This is a genomic window from Clostridium sediminicola (assembly GCF_050402865.1).
In the GTDB taxonomy this organism is placed as follows: Bacteria; Bacillota; Clostridia; order Clostridiales; family Clostridiaceae; genus Clostridium_AF; species Clostridium_AF sediminicola.
The window spans coordinates 132655-154119 of record NZ_BAABMF010000011.1; the positions used below are offsets into that span (position 1 = coordinate 132655).

Annotated in this window: 18 protein-coding genes; all 18 read right to left on the reverse strand. The window is 29.1% G+C overall.

What is annotated here, in order from left to right:
- Nucleotides 1-305: 305 nt before the first annotated feature.
- Nucleotides 306-506 carry a cold-shock protein gene (locus ACQ3F0_RS17205; RefSeq protein WP_428866590.1) on the reverse strand — a complete coding sequence of 67 codons (201 nt, stop codon included), beginning with the start codon at nt 504-506 and terminating at the stop codon, nt 306-308.
- Between the two features lie 268 nt (nt 507-774).
- Nucleotides 775-2109 carry an NADP-specific glutamate dehydrogenase gene (gene gdhA / locus ACQ3F0_RS17210; protein ID WP_428866635.1) on the reverse strand — a complete coding sequence of 445 codons (1335 nt, stop codon included), beginning with the start codon at nt 2107-2109 and terminating at the stop codon, nt 775-777.
- 82 nt (nt 2110-2191) lie between these two features.
- Nucleotides 2192-2617: a type II 3-dehydroquinate dehydratase gene (gene aroQ, locus ACQ3F0_RS17215; protein ID WP_428866591.1), complete on the reverse strand. Its 426-nt coding sequence runs from the start codon at nt 2615-2617 to the stop codon at nt 2192-2194.
- Between the two features lie 4 nt (nt 2618-2621).
- The gene (locus ACQ3F0_RS17220; RefSeq protein ID WP_428866592.1) at nt 2622-3143 is read right to left on the reverse strand and encodes a shikimate kinase; all 522 of its coding nucleotides are present in this window, start codon (nt 3141-3143) and stop codon (nt 2622-2624) included.
- Nucleotides 3140-4003: a shikimate dehydrogenase gene (gene aroE / locus ACQ3F0_RS17225; protein ID WP_428866593.1), complete on the reverse strand. Its 864-nt coding sequence runs from the start codon at nt 4001-4003 to the stop codon at nt 3140-3142. The genes ACQ3F0_RS17220 and aroE overlap by 4 nt, the downstream gene beginning before the upstream one ends.
- Before the next feature lie 144 nt (nt 4004-4147).
- The gene (gene pheA, locus ACQ3F0_RS17230; protein WP_428866594.1) at nt 4148-5317 is read right to left on the reverse strand and encodes a prephenate dehydratase; all 1170 of its coding nucleotides are present in this window, start codon (nt 5315-5317) and stop codon (nt 4148-4150) included.
- A gap of 12 nt (nt 5318-5329) precedes the next feature.
- Complete coding sequence (gene aroC, locus ACQ3F0_RS17235; protein ID WP_428866595.1) at nt 5330-6400, reverse strand: chorismate synthase; 1071 nt, start codon at nt 6398-6400, stop codon at nt 5330-5332.
- Complete coding sequence (gene aroA / locus ACQ3F0_RS17240) at nt 6378-7658, reverse strand: 3-phosphoshikimate 1-carboxyvinyltransferase (RefSeq protein ID WP_428866596.1); 1281 nt, start codon at nt 7656-7658, stop codon at nt 6378-6380. Before aroA ends, aroC begins: the two co-directional genes overlap by 23 nt.
- 13 nt (nt 7659-7671) lie before the next feature.
- A complete protein-coding gene (aroB, locus tag ACQ3F0_RS17245; RefSeq protein ID WP_428866597.1) occupies nt 7672-8739 on the reverse strand; it encodes a 3-dehydroquinate synthase in 1068 nt (355 codons plus the stop codon).
- A gap of 337 nt (nt 8740-9076) precedes the next feature.
- Entirely contained in the window at nt 9077-10090 is a 1014-nt protein-coding gene (gene aroF, locus ACQ3F0_RS17250; RefSeq protein ID WP_428866598.1) for a 3-deoxy-7-phosphoheptulonate synthase, read from the reverse strand.
- Nucleotides 10091-10125: 35 nt separating this feature from the next.
- Nucleotides 10126-10986 carry a prephenate dehydrogenase gene (locus tag ACQ3F0_RS17255; protein WP_428866599.1) on the reverse strand — a complete coding sequence of 287 codons (861 nt, stop codon included), beginning with the start codon at nt 10984-10986 and terminating at the stop codon, nt 10126-10128.
- 13 nt (nt 10987-10999) lie between these two features.
- The gene (aroF, locus tag ACQ3F0_RS17260) at nt 11000-12013 is read right to left on the reverse strand and encodes a 3-deoxy-7-phosphoheptulonate synthase (RefSeq protein ID WP_428866600.1); all 1014 of its coding nucleotides are present in this window, start codon (nt 12011-12013) and stop codon (nt 11000-11002) included.
- A gap of 113 nt (nt 12014-12126) precedes the next feature.
- Nucleotides 12127-12267, reverse strand: coding sequence for a hypothetical protein (locus ACQ3F0_RS17265; RefSeq protein WP_428866601.1), 141 nt, complete (start codon nt 12265-12267; stop codon nt 12127-12129).
- 205 nt (nt 12268-12472) lie between these two features.
- Nucleotides 12473-12973 (reverse strand): acyl-CoA dehydratase activase-related protein, encoded by a 501-nt coding sequence (locus ACQ3F0_RS17270; protein WP_428866602.1) that lies wholly within the window; start codon nt 12971-12973, stop codon nt 12473-12475.
- A 103-nt stretch (nt 12974-13076) separates the two neighbouring features.
- A complete protein-coding gene (locus tag ACQ3F0_RS17275; protein WP_428866603.1) occupies nt 13077-13625 on the reverse strand; it encodes a hypothetical protein in 549 nt (182 codons plus the stop codon).
- 22 nt (nt 13626-13647) lie between these two features.
- Complete coding sequence (locus ACQ3F0_RS17280) at nt 13648-16449, reverse strand: hypothetical protein (protein ID WP_428866604.1); 2802 nt, start codon at nt 16447-16449, stop codon at nt 13648-13650.
- A 144-nt stretch (nt 16450-16593) separates the two neighbouring features.
- Entirely contained in the window at nt 16594-17598 is a 1005-nt protein-coding gene (locus tag ACQ3F0_RS17285; protein ID WP_428866605.1) for a LacI family DNA-binding transcriptional regulator, read from the reverse strand.
- 425 nt (nt 17599-18023) lie between these two features.
- Nucleotides 18024-21131, reverse strand: a complete 3108-nt coding sequence (gene ileS / locus ACQ3F0_RS17290) for an isoleucine--tRNA ligase (RefSeq protein WP_428866606.1) — start codon at nt 21129-21131, stop codon at nt 18024-18026.
- Nucleotides 21132-21465 lie beyond the last annotated feature (334 nt).

The window sequence follows — 21465 nt, forward strand, 5'->3', positions numbered from 1 at the left end:
TTTAATTATGCCTTATTAGGCACTACAGCTAATTTCTTTACGTGATTTCATCTTTATATATAATTATATACGAAAAATAAAAAGAAAAGTTTACAAAAAACAAAAAATCAGTAGAATAAATTCTACTGATTGGTTTCTTAATTGATTTGCTTATTAATTATTAATTACAGATTACTTTTCTCAAAACTTCATTATTTATCTGAACTCATACTTTAAAGTAATTTCTCATTAATAAACTTGCTTTAGAGAAAGCAAATTCCTCCATTTTTCGGAACATCTGCAAATGAATAATCAAAAGGAATCAATTAAAGTTTAACGATGTTTGCTGCTTGTGGGCCTCTAGCACCTTCAGTGATTTCAAATTCAACTTCTTGACCTTCTTCTAAAGATTTGAATCCATCACCAGTGATAGCTGTGTAGTGAGCGAATACGTCTCCTTCACCTTCAACTGAAATAAAACCATAGCCTTTTTCTGCGTTAAACCATTTTACTGTTCCTTTTTTCATTTAAAAAATCCTCCTAAAAATAAATATTATAATTATTAAAAAAATTTTTAATAACATACTGATAGTAACATAGCTTTCAATCAATGTCAATCAAATTATTCCATGCTACATACTTATTATATTCTATAAATAGGAATATATTCACAATTATATGTTCTTATTTATACTTAAAAAACTACTTTTTCAAAAAAATTATACAAGCCTAAATCTCATTAATTCTTGAGATTTAGAACTTGTATAAATTGACTTTAAATACTATTTATTCCTATTATACTATTCCATGAGCAAACATTGCTCCTGCAACTTTCATAAATCCTGCAATATTAGCTCCAACTACAAGATTATCTTCAGCTCCATATTCTTTTGCTGCATTCTTACTATTAAGGAAAATATTTTGCATTATTTCTTTTAATTTTGCATCTACTTCTTCAAATGTCCAAGAGTATCTCATACTGTTTTGAGACATTTCAAGGGCTGATACTGCAACACCACCAGCGTTTGCAGCTTTAGCAGGTGCAAATAAAACTTTATTTTCTAAATAAACATCAATAGCTTCTAAAGTTGAAGGCATGTTAGCTCCTTCTCCAACTGCAATACATCCATTCTTAACTAAGAATTCTGCTTGCTCTTTGTTTATTTCATTTTGAGTAGCACATGGTAATGCTACATCACATGCAACTTCCCAAACACTAGCGTCAGCTTTATAAGTAGCATTTGGTTTAGCATCTACATACTCTTTAATTCTTCCTCTTCTTACTTCTTTTATTTGTTGTACTATTGTATAATCAATTCCATCTTCATCATATACATAACCTGAAGAATCACTACAAGCTACAACTTTTCCACCAAGTTCATTGATCTTTTGAATTGAATATATTGCAACGTTTCCTGAACCTGAAACAACAACTCTTTTACCTTCAAAACTTAAACCTTTATCTTTTAGCATCTCATCAACAAAGTATACTAATCCATAACCAGTAGCTTCTGTTCTAGTTAAACTTCCACCATAAGTCAATCCTTTACCAGTTAAAACTCCAGGTGTTGACATCTTTCTTACTTTCTTATATTGTCCATATAAGTATCCAATTTCTCTACCACCAACACCAATATCTCCTGCTGGTACATCTGTATCATGACCAATATGATGACATAACTCAGTCATAAAGCTTTGGCAGAATCTCATTACTTCGCTATCAGATTTACCTTTAGGATCAAAATCAGAACCACCTTTTGCGCCCCCAATAGGAAGTCCAGTTAAAGAATCCTTGAATATTTGCTCAAATCCTAAAAACTTAATTATACTCAAGTTAACACTTGGATGAAATCTTAGTCCACCCTTGTAAGGTCCTAAAGAGTTATTAAATTGTACTCTATATCCTCTATTTACTCTAACTACTCCTTCATCATCTACCCAAGGAACTCTAAACATAGTCATTCTATCTGGCTCAATGATTCTCTCCAAAATACCAGCTTCTATGAATTCAGGATGCTTTTCAAAAACTGGTGCTAAAGAAAACAAAACTTCCTTTGCAGCTTGTTGAAATTCCTTCTCGTTTGGATTTCTGTCTACTAGTTCTTGGTAAACTTTTTCTACATACTTCATTGTCATAATAATTGCCCCCTTAATTTATATCTTTATTATTTATAGTAACATTTAAAGCACCTTGAATAAGTATATGTTTATTCTATAAGTCCTTTAATGTTTCTAATGCAAGTTTATACCCCAGAAACCCAAAACCACTTATTTGCCCTATGCAAGCAGCAGCTGTTACTGAATTTCTTCTATACTCTTCTCTTTTATGAATATTGCTTATATGCACTTCAACAGTTGGCAGTTGCACACCTTTTAGAGCATCATATATTGCATAACTATAGTGAGTGTAGGCTCCTGGATTGATTATTATTCCATCAAATTTATCTAAAGCATTATGTATAAATTCAATAATTTCACCTTCATAATTGCTTTGTACTGTTTCAATTTCCATATCCAAACATTTACTTTTCTCTTTAATATATTTGCATAAATCATCATATGTTTTATTACCATAAATATTTTTTTCTCTTATACCTAAAAGATTAAGATTTGGTCCGTTTATAACTAATACTTTCATATCATCATCTCCCAGAATCAAAATTCTTAGTTAAATGAATTATTTGTTCTAATATATTTTCTATTGTAGAATTATTTATTATCTCAAAATCACAATATTTTTTATACAATTGGTACCTTTCATTGTACAAACTCTCTAATGCTTTAATATTATCTTTAAGCAATGGTCGGTCATCAGTCGTAATATCTTTAAAAATTAGTTCTAAAGGCCTATTAATAAATATAATTATTCCTGTTTCTTTAAGAACATCAATATTTTCTTTATCTTTTATAACCCCTCCTCCTGTAGAAATAACAGAAGGTGTTTTTTGACTAACAACTTTTATAGCTTCTTTTTCAATTTTCCTAAAAAAGCTCTCTCCATTCTTAAAAATATCAACTATTTTTTGTTCTTGTTGCTTTTCTATATAAGCATCAACATCATAAAATTCAATTTCGAGTTTTTCTGATAAAAGTTTCCCTATAGTACTTTTACCACATCCAGGCATTCCAATCAATACTTTATTTGATTTTTTTTTGTTTTTCATAAAATTTCTCCACTTTTTTTATCTTTTTCATATAAATTATCCATTATTTTTAATTTTTTCTTTATTTCCTCAGAAATATTATTGGTAATTTTGTAATTTACTTCAATTTCATTCCAGAGCTCTTCAGCCTTTATTGCTTGACTTATTAACATGTATAAACCATTAACTGTTTTTAATCCAAGTTCATTTGCATATTTAAGAAATAGTGTTTGCTCTGGATTATAAATCATATCAACTGCTATTTTATAATTCAATAATATCTCTTTATCAACAGGACTTTTATCAACTTTCGGATACATTCCTACAGGAGTACAATTCACTATAATATCAAAATCTTTAATACTCTCTAAACAAGAGTATGAGATTATCTCTGCGTCTTCATATTCATTTAATTGAATATTGTTATTTCTTGACACTATTTTTATTTCTTTAATATCATTATCGATAAAATATTGATATGCCGCCTTGGCTGCCCCACCAGTTCCAAGAAGAATAACTTTCTTATTCTTCGTTTCCACTCCATATTTTTGCAACATTGCTCCAAATCCAAAATAATCTGTATTATATCCAATAGTTTTGCCATTTTTTAATGCAATAGTATTAACTGCACCGATTTTAGCCGCTTCCGATGATATTTCATCTATAAAATTCATAATATCCACTTTGTATGGAATCGTTACATTTAATCCACAAATATTTAGCACTTTCATTGAATTTACTACTTGTGATAAATCATTTCTATTAACTTCAAATAAGTGATAATAAGCATCCAAATTTATTTTTTCAAATAAGGATGAATGAATTTGAGGCGAATAACTATGTCCAAGTTTTTCCCCTAATAACCCACATAATATTTTCAAAAAACCACCCCTTTTTTAGTTGACAGTGTTCAGTTCTCAGTTATTGATGATAAGGAGTGATTTCTTTTGCTTTAATTAAAAGCTTTCACAAAGTGAAAGCTCTCCTTTACTGTCAACTGTAGACTGTCAACCGTCAACTGTCTCCTATAAGTCTGCTTTGTAATTTCCTAGTACTTTAAAATAATGGCTTTCTTTTTTCAATTCTTCCATTGACTTTTTAACTAAATCATCTTGAATATTTCCTTCAAAGTCTATATAGAAAAAATACTCCCATGGTTTATTAATCATTGGTCTTGATTCGATTTTAACCATATTTAATTTATTTTTCCAAAACACTTTCAACGCATTAAAGAGTGCCCCGCTCTCATGTTGAACTGATAAAACTACACTTATTTTATTGTTGTTTTTATTTTGGACTAATTTTTTTCCGATAATAACAAATCTTGTGTAATTATTTTTATTATAATTTATATTGGATGCAAGTATATCAAGATCATAAATTTCTTTTGTTTCAATGCTCGCTATAGCTGCTTTAGTTATATCATTATTTTCTTTTATAAATTTAGCACTTGTTGCAGTATTTCTATACGGAATCATTTTCCAATCAGAGTATTTATTTAGAAAAGTTTTACTTTGTTCTAATGCTTGAGGATGAGAATACACTTCTTTTATATCATCTAGTTTCGAGCCTTTTAACCCCATAAGATAATGATTAACTTTTATTTTTCGTTCACCAACTATATAGTAATCGTTATTTCTCAACAAATCATAAGTAGCAGTGACTGCCCCTGTAGATGAATTTTCTATTGGTAAAATTCCATATTGTATTTTATCATCTTCTAACGCTTTGAATACATCTGAAAAATTTTCAACGTTTATTTTATTGATATTATCTGCATCTAATTCTTGTCGAAAAAATTCATTTAATGCAATGGAACTAAATGAACCTGGCACTCCTTGATAAACTATATTAATTTTACCATTTATAACTTCATTGATAGTTTCTTCTTTCATACCATAATTTATTACATCTTTACTTTTCCAAGAAGATATTTTTTTTGACTGATAGTTTCTACTTACCATCATAAGATTCTTAAAGAATTCTTCCAAAGAATCATTCAAATCATTGTTATTCAAGTATTCTTTATTTTTTTCAATGACTATATTCTCTCTACCACTATTTAGTATGGGGATTTCATTATTTAACTTATACTTAGCTACATTAATAACAACTTCCATTCTCTTTTCAAATAATTTAACAATTTCTTTATCTATTTCATCTATTTCATTACGATATTCTATTAAATCACTCATTCTACTCGCCCCCTAAATGTACTCTAAAATCCCCATGGCAGTAACAGCTTCAACAACAGGTACTGCTCTTTGAACAATACATGGATCGTGTCTTCCAACTACCTCTAACTCCGAATTCTCTTTTGCATCAATATTAACGGTTCTCTGCTTCTTAGCAATGGATGGTGTAGGTTTTATTGCTACTTTAAACACCAAAGGCATACCATTGGTTATTCCCCCCAATATACCGCCATTATTATTAGAGTATGTTTTTATCTCATCGGACTCTAAATAATACTCATCATTAGCTTCTGAACCATATAGTTCTGTTATGTCAAATCCTAATCCAAATTCTACGCCTTTTACTGCTGGTATAGAGAACAATAATTGAGACAAAGTACTTTCTACAGATTGAAAAAATGGGCTTCCTAATCCAACAGGTATATTTATAGATGCACATTCGATAATTCCACCTACAGAGTCTTTGTTATCTTTAGCATCAAGTATTGTATTCTGCATAATATCATTTTTCGAGTTATCTAATAAAGGAAATTGCATACGTACAAGCTCTTTCAATTTAGATTCACTAATATTGGTTTTATCAAAAGAAACATCTTTTATGTTTTTAATACTTAATATATGACTGCCGATATGTATATTTTTCTTTTTTAAGATTTGCTTTGCAATTGCTCCTGCAAAGACGATAGGTGCTGTTAATCTCCCTGAAAAATGTCCTCCACCTCTATAATCATTGAAATTATTATACTTTATTCTTCCTGAATAATCTGCGTGTCCAGGTCTTAATAAATCTTTTGTCTTGCTATAATCTTTAGAATGTTGATTGCTATTTCTTATAATTGCACATAAAGGTGTTCCAGTTGTCTTATTTTGAAATAAACCGCTTTGAATTTCAAATTTATCTTTTTCATTTCTAGGAGTTGATAGTTTGTTTTTTCCTGGTGCTCTTCTTTCCATTTCTTTTTTAATGCTTTCTATATCTAGTTCAATACCAGGATCTAATCCATCAATAACTATCCCAATTGACTCTCCATGAGATTCGCCAAATATTGAATACTTTACTTTATTTCCCCAAACTCCACTCAACTATATTCCCTCCTAACTTCTCAAAATCTTGCCAAAAATTCGGGTATGATTTTTCAACGGCTTTGCTACCGTCTATAATAACTTCATCTTTACATCTAATGGATGCTATTGCAAGGGCCATAGCAATTCTGTGATCATTCCAGCTCTCCACTTGCCCCCCTTGTAAACTTTCCTTTCCATTTATAACTAGACCTTCTCCAACTTCATTTATATCCGCTCCAAGTTTTTTAAGTTCAGTTGTTATAGCCTTTAATCTATCGCTTTCTTTAATTCTTAATCTTTCTGCATTTATAATTTCAGTTTTACCTTCACTTAAAGATGCTAGAACCGCTAAAATAGGTACTAAATCTGGACATTGTGATACATCAATAACTGTTCCTTTAGTTTTAGACGGTTTAACTACTAAAGAACCATTTACTTCTTCTATATGGCCGTTCATCTCTCTAATAATATCTATAATAGCTTTATCTCCTTGAAGAGATTGAAGATTTATATCACTACATTGGATTTCAGTCCCAATAATACCTGCTGTAAGCCAAAATGCAGCTTGTGAGAAGTCGCCCTCAACTCTATAATCAACAGACTTGTATTTTTGGTTACCTTTTATCTCAAAACTTTTGTAATCATTATTAATAATTTCTACACCAAACTTTTGTAAAATATCAAGAGTCAAATCAACATATCCTATTGATTCTAAATCAGTTGTTATGTTTATTACTGAATCTCCATCTAATAATGGCAATGTGAAAAGTAAACCCGTTATAAATTGTGAACTAATATTACCTTTTACATTATATCTACCTGGCGAAAGTTTCCCTTTTATTCTTAAAGGTAACTCTCCTTCTGTAGTACTATAAGCTACTTCTTTTTCATCAAATATTTTATAATAAACATCTTGAGGGCGTGACACTAGTTTGCCCTTACCAATGAATTTCACATCATTTTCAACTGCTAAAGATAAAGGTATAAGAAACCTAATAGTTGAACCAGATTCTTCACAATCAAATACTTTACGTTTGGAGATAACTCCGCCTTCCCCTTTTATGATTGCACTACTAGAATTTATCTTAGTCTTTGCACCTAAGTTTTCCATACCTTTCAGTGTTGCAGTTATATCTTTAGAATATATCAGATTACTAACTTCACTTTCTCCACTACATAGTGCAGCTGCAATAACTGCTCTATGTGCCAAGCTCTTTGATGGTGGTATATTAATAGTCCCTTTTAGTTTATTTGGAATGATCTTTACCCTATTCATATCTACTATCCTTTCATATAACAATAATATTTTTTACATCATTTTTATTAACTTTTTCAATAAATACATTCCCTATTTCTTTTATCATGATCAAATTCAAGTATTGCCCAGAGTTCTTTTTGTCTACACCTATAGCTTCGATTATTTCATCCATATTCTCAATATTAACTTCATATGGAAGATTATATCCTTTTAATATTGTTTTTATTTCTTGAGAAGTTCCTTTTGCTGTAAGACCTTGCTCTTCCCCAATTCTAGTCATCAAGTACATTCCTATTGCCACGGCTTCCCCATGAGAGTATTTATCAAATTTATAATATTTCTCAATTGCATGACCTATAGTATGACCGAAATTCAATACCATTCTTTCTCCAGTATCTTTTTCATCATTCTCAACAACTCTTCTTTTTATATCACAGCATGTATAAATGATAGGTTCCATTTCAGATAACAATTGCTCTTTTGATTCAATACCACTTAACAAATCAAAGAGATTTTTATCTTTTATGCACCCATACTTTATCACTTCACCCATACCATCATACAAATATCTATCTTCCAAGGTTTCTAAAACATTAGGATCAATTATAACTTTTTTAGGATGATAAAAACTTCCCACCAAATTTTTTCCTCTTGGTAAATCAACAGCTACTTTACCTCCAATACTACTATCAATTTGAGCTAATAGCGATGTTGGAACTTGAACAAAAGGAATTCCTCTAAGCAGTGTAGATGCAACAAATCCACCAAGGTCTCCAATTACTCCACCGCCTAAAGTTATTATTAAATCCCCTCTTGTTATTGAAAAATCTAATAATTCATCGTACAACCCTACTAAGTTCTCTATAGATTTCGTCTTTTCACCTGGTTCTAAAGTTATTTTTTTTACGTTAAAACCTTCATTTTCTAGAGAATTAACAACTATTTCTCCATAATATTTATCAACATTACTATCCGTTATAATAGCAATCTTATTTCCATTAAATATTTTTTTCATCTCAAAACCAATATTATTGATTATTCCTTTTTCAATTATTATGGAATACTCATTTCCTGGTAAGTTAACAGTTAAACTTTTCATTGCTACGCCCCCATTTATAGATAAATCACTACGTGAACTTATCTATCATTGTCAGTTCACAGTGCACAGCGCACAGTTATGGACACCTTTTGCGTAGCAAAAGTACCTTATCCTAATCTGCAAAGCAGATAAAGGCTTAGTTAAAGATTTTCTGCAAGAGAATCATCCTAAGAGTCGGCTTAAGGATTAGTTCTACTTTTCTTTCAAAAATATGCAATCTTCAAGCATTTTTTGAAAAAATTAAAAGAAATTAGTAGATGTTATTCTTCATCGATCTCTTTCCTTTACTGTGGACTGTGCACTAATATAGATAAATCTACGCAGTAGTATATCTATATTAAATTTCTCTATCTTCTATTTTTGCAATCTTCTTCAATTTTGCCATTAAATCATCAAATCTTTCAGGTTTTATTGATTGTTGTCCATCACATTTTGCATTGGCTGGATCATTATGAACTTCAATCATTAGTCCATCAGCACCAGCTGATATAGCTGCTTTTGCAAGTGGCTCAACCATCCACCACATTCCTGCAGCATGACTTGGATCAACAATAACAGGTAAGTGACTTAATTTCTTTATTGCAGGTATAACACTTAAATCAAGAGTATTTCTTGTATATGTTTCAAAAGTTCTTATACCTCTTTCACATAATATTACATTCTCATTTCCACCAGACATAATATATTCTGCACTCATTAATAGTTCTTCAACTTTAGAGGACATCCCCCTTTTTAATAATACAGGCTTATTTGTTTTTCCAACCTCTTTTAACAAATCAAAGTTTGACATATTTCTAGCGCCTATTTGTATAATATCTACATCTTCAACAAATCTATCTAACATACCTATTGACATTAATTCAGATATTATTGGAAGACCTGTTTCTTCTCTTGCCGCTTTTAGTATCTCAAGACCTTCTTCTCTCATACCTTGAAAACTGTATGGTGAAGTTCTTGGCTTAAAAGCTCCCCCACGTAAAACTGTAGCACCTGATTTTTTAATTGATTTTGCTATAGTAAGTACTTGGTCATAACTTTCAACTGAACATGGTCCTGCCATGATTGACAAACTTTTTCCTCCAATTAAGCTATCCTTTACATTAACAATAGTTCTTTCAGGATGAAAAACTTTATTAGCTTTCTTATAAGGTTCTTGAACATACATTACTCTTTCTACAATTCTGTGAGCTTGTATAGTATCATGGTCAATAACAGTTGTATCCCCTACTAATCCAAATATACTTTGCATTTCTCCGATTATTGGATGAACCTCAACACCTAATCCTTCTAAATATCTTTGAAAATTATCAACTTCCTCTTTTTTAACTCCATTTTTTAAAACAACTATCATTTTAAGTCCCCCTCTTTTTTGTTTTAAGCTTTATTTTAAGTTATTTTTTCTCTTCTTTTAGATGATTCAATGAATAATTCAATAAGCCCATCTTCATTCTTATCTTCTAAACATTTTTTTAACTTATCTAGTTTGTTTTGAAATAAATCAATTTGATTAATCAAATTATTTCTATTTCCCATAAATAATTCACACCATAATTTCTCATTAATTCTCGCGATTCTTGTTAATTCTCTGTAACTATCACCTATAAATAAATCTGTTTCTGGTATCCATTCATCACTATCAATCAATGAAACAGCAATAGCATGTGGTAATTGACTTGTATATGCAATTATTTCATCATGTTTATCAACATCAACTCTTGAAACTCTTTTGAAGCCTAAAGCCTTTACAAAAGCCTCAATAAATTTAACATTCGCTTCCTTATTTCTTTTGTTTGGAGTAATTAAATAATTTGCTCCCATAAATACTTCTTTTGAAGCATAATCAATTCCCTTTTTTTCTCTTCCAGCCATAGGATGACCAAAAACAAAATCTACATGCTCAGGTAAAATAGGATTAATCATATCAATGTATCCATTTTTTATACCAGTCACATCTGTGATAATAGCGCCTTTTTTGAAAAACTTCTTATATTTCGTTATAAAATCTGTTATTTGTTTTGGGTATACACATAATATTATCAAATCAGACTCACTTACAGGAATTGTTGAATCTTTATATCCTTCATCTATTATTTCTAATTCCTTTGCCTTTTCTAATGTATAACTGTCTATATCAACAGCCCAAACCTTGTCAACTTCTAATCCTTTAATAGCTTTTGCAAATGATCCACCAATTACTCCTAGACCAACTATTGTTATTTTTAATTTCTTAAAATCAATCTCTGACAATATCATCACCTCATTAAATTTCTCTTCCCACTACCTTTGCGATACCGCTTAAAGAATCCATCAATGCTTCGAATCTTTCTGGTTTTATTGATTGTTGCCCATCACATTTCGCATTAACTGGGTCATTATGAACTTCAATCATTAACCCATCAGCTCCAACTGCTATAGCTGCTTTTGCTAAAGGTTCAACCATCCACCACATTCCTGAAGCATGTGAAGGGTCTACTATTATTGGTAAATGACTTAATCTCTTTATTGCTGGTATAGCGCTTAGATCAAGAGTATTTCTTGTATACTTTTCAAATGTTCTAATTCCTCTTTCACATAGGATAACATTTGTATTTCCTTCAGACATTATATATTCAGCAGACATAAGAAATTCTTCAATAGTAGATGACATTCCTCTTTTCAATAAAATCGGTTTATTAGTTTTTCCTACTGCTTTTAGTAGATTGAAATTTTGCATATTTCTAGCACCTATTTGAATAATATCAACATCTTCAACGAATTTTTCAACCATATCAATTGACATAAGCTCCGTTACTATTGGTAATCCAGTTTCTTTTCTTGCTTTTTTTAATAGCTCTAGTCCTTCTTCTCCTAATCCTTGAAAGCTATATGGTGATGTTCTTGGTTTAAATGCTCCTCCTCTAAGAAAAGTAGCTCCAGATTTTTTTATTGTTCTTGATATATCAATGATTTGCTCTTCACTTTCTACTGAACAAGGGCCTGCCATTGTAACTATTTTCTTTCCACCTATAACAAAATCTCCAACTTTTATTTCACTATTTTCTGGGTGAAACATTCTATTAGCTTTCTTGTAAGGTTCTTGTACATGCATAACTTTCTCAACAAAATCATAAGCCTCGACTTGTCTTGGGTTAATTTTAGTTGTATCACCAACAAGTCCCATAATTAAATACTCGGTTCCTTGAGACTTATGAAGTGATACTCCCTTAGCCTCTAGTGCTTTTGAAAACTTTTCAATTTTATCTTCTGATGTTCCCGGTTTAATTACTATAATCATTTTTCACCCTCCAATAATAAAAATCTAAATAGTTTGATAATAAATTTTAATAATAAAAAAAGGCACTCATCTAATGAGTGCCTGTATTTTCTATAACAGAAAAAAATATATATCTATAATGCTATGCATATCTCATCAGGATTAAATTTATTGGATTTTTTGCAGCAAAAATATCTAGCGCTAAAATAAAAGCCCCAGCTAAAATAAAAATAAAAAAAGTTTTTGCTATATTCTTTTCCAATAAAATTTTCCATTTCTATATCCTCCTACATTATAGTATTCCCTTATGTTTATTACATTTTATACATATTAGCATTTAATGTCAACCTATTTTGCAAAGAAAATTAAATTTTTTTATAATTATATGCATAAAAATACACACCTTAACTCCTAAAGTTTAATAAATATACCTTACAAAATGTATATTTATTAATTTTAAGAACAAATTATATGGATGGCCTAATAATGCTCCCTTGTATTTGCTTTGTCATTATAGCCACAAGTAAATGCAATTTGTCTTTTCATTGCTTTATGAAATGCAATTTTGATTTCTTTATTTTTTGCTCCTATCATTTTGCCAAGATTTTTACACCAGTAGAATAATTTAGTTTTATTATTTATATATAATGGCATAGATGTTATTTGTGGCAATCCAGTAAGAGAGTTAGATATTATCTCTGGTAAACCACAGAACTTTGGACAAATAAACTCTTTGTCTCTAATACTCATAATTCTTGGGATAACTATTAAATCACACTCTTCTTTTATAGATTCTACATGTCCTGTAAAAATTTTAATTGGTACACATGCGTCATCAACGCAATACTTTATACCTAAATCTAATATTCTTTTATTTGTATCTTGAGATAATATCACTTCGGCACCTAAATCATTCAAAAATTCTTGAATAAAAACTCTATATTTATAATAAAATAATCCTTTTTGGACTCCAACTTTCAACTAGTTACACCCCTTTCAATTACACCTTGATATTATTTAACTATTTTTCTAAATTTATTCATTTTTTATACCAAAAAAAGAAGTACTGGTAAACAGCACTTCTTTATAACCTTTTAATTATTTCTTTAGATTTTAATCTATAGCTTTCTTCTATAATTCCACTTTTATAATTAATATTTTTACTTAATCTATTTTTATATTGTTCATATAATTTATCATCTATATAATTTTGAGTCACGATTTTTGAGTCATCAATAATATGCTTTACTTCAACGCCATTTTTTTTCAAAGAATATCCTAATAATACACCTCTTGGACATAATGCTGGATTCTTTTCTATACTTAGTATTGCAATTCTATGTTTTCTTCTTATTCCTTCTATTATCATATTTACACCTTTATTATACTTTGGGTGATTATAGATTTCATTTTGATGCTTAGTATCCATAAAAATATTATTGATGTCTATCCAATTAATCCCCTCCATATTTAGTTTTTGTTTTAAATTATGTTTTAAATACTGACATTGTTCTGGTCTCAAATTAGAATTGTTACTTCTTATATCCATGACACAATCAATCTTCATAGATTTTATAATATTAATAAACTCTGTAAAATTTCTAGTAGAATGTCCTATTGTGTAGCAAACCATTATTAGCCTCCATATTCAATTACTATGCAATTCCTCTATTTACTTTATATTCTTTAATATCTTTTAGAACCTTCTCAATAGATAATTGAGGATTCCTATAAAATTCACTCCCTCTTATTAGAATTGTTTTCCAACCTAAATTTTCAAATTTTTTTCCAATATTATATCTATTCATCAATAAATTATTATTGAATTCAAAATCTCCATCACACTGGATAATATATCTTTCATCATTAGTATCTATAAAGAAATCAAAATAATTCGATGACTCATTATTAATTTTTATATTATACCCCTTCTCTTTAAAAATCTTATATACATCTTTTTTAAATTGAGATTTAAAATCTGAGTTATTATAAACTTCATTATTATCATGAATCCATTGCTCAAACTTTATACTTTGCATATTAGAATAAAGATTTAACTCTTTATATATTTTTTTTGAAAATTGGTAAATACTATCATTGTTTTTATTGTTATAAATTATTTTATCATTATTACATAATTTAGTATTCTCACTCCAAATCATGCTTTTTTTACCTCTCAAAAGTATAGATATGCTTTGCAAACTTATATGATTACCATCAAACATAATGATTAAATCAAACAAATTATTATTTAGAGGCATATTAATTATTACGTCCTCTAATGGCATAACCCATAGCGGTATAAATTTATAACATTTTATCATTTTATTTTGTAGTATATTTTTTTTCTCAATATACTCCTTATAATTACTCCTGCTTTTTTTCAACATTTCAAACCATTGATTTAAATCACTTATACTGCTTTTTCCAGTTTCTAATACTCCATTATAAATTATATTCTCACATATCAATGAAGTTTTTAAATTATCAATTTTGTTCTTATGCTTTTTCAACTTTCTTTGCAAAACATTAATGTCTAATCCTTCATACCTTTTTAAAAAATCATGGAATTTTTTCCACATGAATGCTTTACTAAAATTCTTATATCTATCTAGCATAGTTACTCTATCATCATCAGATATTATTGTTTTTACTAGTATAGGGCACTTATCTCTTAAAGGTAAAATCATCCTATTTATATTTTTAATAGTTATTTCATTAGCTTTAAAATTTTCTACTTTGTTGTATTCTTCTCTTATTACATCTAATCTACTTTTCTTAATAATTTCAGATATTTTTTTAAGTGACTTGTATTGTTTCATAATATCTACAAGATTTTCAATATACATATTTAAATCATTGTATTCTCTTATACCATTCAATGCAATAATGCCTTTATGTATTTCTTCCAAAGAATTTAAATCTGATAAATCAAGGTCTTCATCTACTTCAATTCCATTCATGCTTTCTTTGAATTTTTCTATAAATCCATAAAAATTTATTATTTCTTCTAGTTTTTTTATAGCAATATTAATTTTATTTAAATTAAGTATATTTAATTCTTCAACTTCACCGTATTTATAATAATCTAGATTCTCATTCCAATAATTTATCAATTTAATCTCTATAATATTTTTTTCTATAAAATAATTAAATAATTCTATATTATCCAAATTATCAATCTCACTGCTATCAACTATAGAATTTTCAATAATATAATTATATTTGCTATGCATTATTCTATAAACTTTATTAATCTTCCCTTTGCTTATATACTGATCCTTAGCTTTATTCATTTCTTCAAAAATTGATTCCATTTCCATATCTTCTGGAATTATGAATTTATGATCTTTTATTTTATCATTTATTATTTCTATTCTTTTTGTATAAGAATTTGTTTTTAGAATAAATTCTCTAATATTATCCAATATAGTTTTATTATTATTCGCATTGATAACAATTTGCTTGATCCACTTCTCTTCTATTGAAGTGAAATAATTCTTAATCACACTAATTTCTGTAAGCAACTTTTTATAATTATACTGTTTATTCTTATTAATATTCCATTTTGAAATAAGTTTTTCATATTCACTATATTTTTTAGAAAGCATATTAACTTTTTCGATTTTACCCCAAAGTTCTTCAGAACTTGGAAGATAGCTTAAAATTTCATAACATTCATTATATTCAATAACCTCATTAGGATTTACATTACTCAAAAGATAAATCAATTTCGAAAACTTAGCATCACTCATAGGAGGCTCATCCTCCATTGAAATAAAATCTCCTATCCATCCATAGTTACTTTGATTTAAACTCACCCATTTGGCTAATTGCCATGGTTTTAATTTTTGCTTGTTATATCGAATTATAGAATTTTCCATTTTTTCTACTTCTACTATTTTCGAATAGATTTTTTTATAAATTTTATCCTCTTCATTTAAATTAGTTTTCAATTCTATAATCTTATTTCTAATTATCTCTTTGTTTCTAAAAATAGGTTTATTTATAATCTTTATTAAGTTGTCCATTTCGTTAAAAGTATTATCATTATCTGTAACTCTAAAAGATAATAATTTTAAATACTCTGGTAAACAAAATTCAATTTTTTTTAGATATGAGTAATCATTTGACGTTATTAATACTCTTTTCCCTTTTGCTAAAAAATCACAAACTATATTAATAATAGACTTGTACATTTCTTCTTTATCATCCGCTTGTATAGCTAGCCCTGAATTCAAATTAATTTCATTTATTAATTTAGATGAATCAAACTTCTGCTCAATTGGTAAGAAATATTCTTTATCCTTTTTTATATTTATACTCTTAACATCTTCATTAGTACTATTTTTTTTTAAAATATGAAGCAAATTTTCATAAACGCTATACTTTTTATCAAAAGATTCTATAATTTCTTTATACTCGATATCAATAACATTGCTAATTTTTTTATTCAAAAACCTCCCTCCTTTTATCCTTTTACATTTATAATCTATTATACCATATTATACCAATTTTAGTCCACTCTACTTTACTACAAAAAAAAGAACCATATTTTTAAATATGATTCAGCGTATTTATTTATTAAGTTTTTATAATCTTTACTTTACTGAGTTTCTTTCTATAAACCTATAGTCTAGCACATAATTTTCTTTTTCAAGCTCTTCTTTATTAATTATTTTTATTAACATTCTCGTTCCAACAGACCCCATATCATAAAGAGGCTGTGCAATAGTTGTAAGTTTAGGATAGAAGAAACATGAACCATATATATTATCAAATCCCATTACATTAACATCACCTGGAACATCAATGCCTTTTTCTCTAAGAGCATTTATAGCACCCATCGCAAGGCCATCATTACTACAGAATAATGAATCAAAATCCTTGTTTTTATCTAAAATTTTATTCATTGCAGAAAAACCAGAATCCGCTCTAGTACTTCCTTCACAAAAACTTATTAAATCACTATCAATTTCTAATCCTTTTTCTTCTAATGCTTTTTTATATCCTTCATATCTCATAGAAGAAGCATTCTTCTTTTCACTTGAAGTACCAATAAACGCCACTTTGCTACTACCTTTTTCAAAAAGATAATTTACAGCTTCCTTAGCCGCACTAATATTATCTATTGTAACACTTGGAAAAGTATTTGCATCGTCGACAGTTTCTACTAATACCGTAGGCATTTGTAAATCATGAATAGTATCTATTACTTCTTTTTCCAAAGAATTACTTATGTATACAACTCCATCTACCATCTTCTCTTTCAATACCTTTAGATACTCTTTTTCTTTTTCAGAATTCAAATCAGCATTACATAAAATTATATTATAATCATATATATTCGCTACATCCTCTACTCCACGAACAACTTCTGGATAAATTTGACTAGATATATCTGGTATTATTATACCCAAAGTCTTAGTTCTTTGAGTCTTTAAGCTTCTTGCAACAATATTAGGTCTATAGTTCAATTTTTTAATTGCATCTTCAACTTTCTTCTTAGTGTCCTCATTTACCACATCTATTCCATTTAGTACCCTGGAAACTGTAGCAATAGATACTCCTGCTTCCTTTGCAACATCTTTTATTGAAGCTGCCATATAATCCACTCCTATACCTTTATTTTGAATTATTATACTATATATATATACTTAAATACAAGATAATTTATTTTTTTTATAAGCTTTACTATAAAATATTTCTATTTTTATTGCAGTTATATAAATTATGGTATTACTATTATTATATCATTAATCTGTTAAAATATAAATTTATTCTAAAAAAAGCGGCAAAGCCGCCTCGCTAGGGAACCTTAGTTTACCTTCCACGACGCTAAAGCGTCTGAGCACCCTCCTGAAAGAAGCGGGGAATACTTCCCCTGCACCCCTTCATTTTTTATATCATAGGAAAGTAAAAAAATTTTACTATCCTATGATATAAAAAACTCTGCATAGAGATTCCAATCAAACTATAATTTTAGTTTCATAAAAGAATTTCAATTTAAGCAGAGTTTTTTAGTCAAACTTTATTCTACTACTTCAACAGCAACCTTAAGCATTTCACCATTGATTTTATATTCGTTATACTCTCTTGATTCATTATATTTTACTTCTACGGATAAAGTTTCTTTCATAATATGTTCTTCGAATTTCTTAATAGTATTAATTAACATCTCATTGTCAGCAACAAATAATCTAATTTTATCAGCTACTTGGAATCCACTTTCTTTTCTAAGGTTTTGTACTTTACTTAATATCTCTCTTACAAATCCTTCTTCTCTAAGTTCTTCAGTAATTGTTGTATCTAAAACAACTCCGACATCACCTTCACCAGCAAAAGCAAATCCTTCTAAACCTTGCATAGTAACTAATAAGTTCTCACTATTGAATACTATTTCTGTTCCATCAATATCTACAGTTACAGCTGAACCAGTGTTAATAGTTTGAGCTAGACTCATTTGGTTCATTTCACCTAAAGCTTTTCGGATTTTTGGAATAAGTCTTCCGTATTGCTTACCTAATACAGGTAGGTTTGGTTTTATCTCAAAGTTAACATACTTTGATAGATCTGAACCTGAAATTACAGTCTTGATGTTTAACTCTTCTTTAATGATATCTCCATAATAATCTGGTAGTGATTTTGTACTTAATAGCATCTCATTTAATGGCTGTCTGTTCTTGATATTAGCACCATTTCTTGCGCTTCTTCCAAGCTTAACTATTTTGTAAGCAAGGTCCATTTCTTCTTCTAATTCTTTATTTACTAAAGATTCATTATAAACAGGCCATTTACATAAATGTATACTTTCTGGAGCATCTTTATCTAAATTTACTACAAGATTTTGATATATTTCTTCAGTCATAAATGGTATAAATGGTGCTGCTACTTTTGCTAAAGTGGTTAAAACATTATACAAAGTAGTATATGCCCCTATTTTATCTTCTGTAAGCTCTGTAGTCCAATATCTAGATCTATTTCTTCTTACATACCAGTTTGATAATTCATCTACAAATTCTTGAAGTTCAAGTGCTGATTGAGTGATTCTATAATTATCAATATGACCTTCTACATTAATTATTAAAGTATTTAATTTAGATAAAATCCATTTATCCATTACATTATCTGAAACAAAGTCTGAGTATTTAGTAGGATCAAATCCATCTATGTCAGCATATAAAACATAGAAAGAATATACATTCCATAATGTACTCAGGAATTTTCTTTGAGTTTCTATTACGTCTTTTTCAGAGAATCTTGTTGGAAGCCATGGTGCACTAGCAGTATAGAAATGCCATCTAGTTGCATCTGCTCCTTCATTTTCTAGTACATCAAAAGGATCTACTACATTCCCTTTATGTTTAGACATTTTTATTCCTTTTCCATCTAATACATGACCTAAAACAACACAGTTTTCAAATGAGCTTTCTCCAAATATTGCAGTTGATATTGCAAGTAGAGTATAGAACCATCCTCTAGTTTGGTCAACTGCTTCTGATATGAATTGAGCTGGGAAAGTCTTTTCAAATACTTCTTTATTTTCAAATGGATAGTGATGTTGTGCAAAAGGCATTGACCCTGAATCAAACCAACAATCAATAACTTCGCTAGTTCTTGTCATTTTTCCTGAACACTTTGGACAAGTAAGTTTAACTTCATCTATGTAAGGCTTATGAAGTTCAATATTTTCAGGAACATCTATACCCTTTTCTTTTAACTCTTCTCTACTTCCTATACACTCTCTATGACCACAATCACATTCCCATATAGGAAGTGGTGTACCCCAGTATCTATCTCTACTTATACCCCAATCGATAACATTTTCTACGAATTTTCCAAATCTTCCTGTTCTTATATTATCAGGATACCAGTGAATCTTATTATTATTCTCTACAAGTTTATCTCTAAGAGTTGTCATTGCAACAAACCAACTATCTTTTGGATAATATAATAGTGGTGTATCACATCTCCAACAATGAGGATATGAATGAGTAAACTTTTCTGATTTATAAAGCGTTCCATTTTCTTCCATGTACTTGATAATCTTCGGATCTGCTTTTTTTACAAATAGTCCTGCCCAAGGTTCAACTTCTTCAACAAATTTCCCTTCAGCATTTACTAAATTTATTAGAGGTAAACCATATTTTTTACCGATTTGATTATCATCTTCACCATAAGCAGGTGCAATATGAACTATACCAGTACCATCAGATAATGTAACAAAATCTCCATGTACTACATAGAATGCTTTTTTATCTGGTTCGTGGAATTTAAATAATTGCTCATATTCTAGGCCTAATAATTCTTCACCTTTAAATTCTCTTATAATCTCATACTCATCAGTAATTATATTTAATAATTCTTTAGCTAAGATCAAGGTTTCATCGTTTGTAGATATTTCTACATACTCATAAGCTTTATTAACTGCTAAAGCAACATTTGAAGGTAACGTCCAAGGAGTTGTTGTCCATGCTAAAATATATTTATTTTCTTCTCCCTTTACTTTAAATTTAACCATTGCAGTAGCTTCTTTAACATCCATATAGCCTTGTGCAACTTCGTGAGAAGATAATGAAGTTCCACATCTTGGGCAGTAAGGAATAACTTTATGACCTTTATAAAGCAAGTCTTTATTCCACATCTGCTTTAATGCCCACCATTCTGACTCAATATAATTATCATGGTATGTTACATATGGATCATCCATATCTACCCAGAAAGCTAGCTTTTCAGACATATCTTTCCACATCTTTGAATAAGTAAATACACTGTCTTTACATTCCTTTATAAAAGCTTCAACCCCATGTTCTTCTATCTGAGGTTTTCCTGAAATCCCAAGTTTCTTTTCTACTTCAAGTTCTACTGGCAATCCATGAGTATCCCATCCAGCTTTTCTTAAAACTTTATATCCTTTCATTACTTTATATCTAGGTATAAAATCCTTCATTACCCTTGTTAACACGTGTCCCACATGTGGTTTACCATTAGCAGTTGGTGGTCCATCATAAAATGTGAAATACTCACCATCTTCATTTAAATTAAAGCTTTTTTTAACTACATTTTCTTTTTCCCATAACTTTGCAATGTCTTTTTCCATATCTACAAAGCTTCTAGAATTGTCAATTTTCTTATACATTTTCCCTTCTCCTTTCGTATATATAAAAACGTAATTTCTATCAAATAGCAATCATTTAATATTACTTACCAAATAATTTTTTTTTACACAAAAATTATTCTTTGACATATAAATAAAAAAACTGCGCCCTATAGGACGCAGTAGAATAACCACCTATTAAATCTGTCTTCAAGTACAATCATACTCTATTCTTTAACGCAGAATTACGGAAAAACTTACTGTTTATTTCAGTTCACGGCTCCATGGTGATTTTCCTCTAATCTTAGTTGTGAGTTTCCACCTATCCTCACTCTCTGTAAACATACAATTAGAATACTTTTCCATTTCTTTGCCT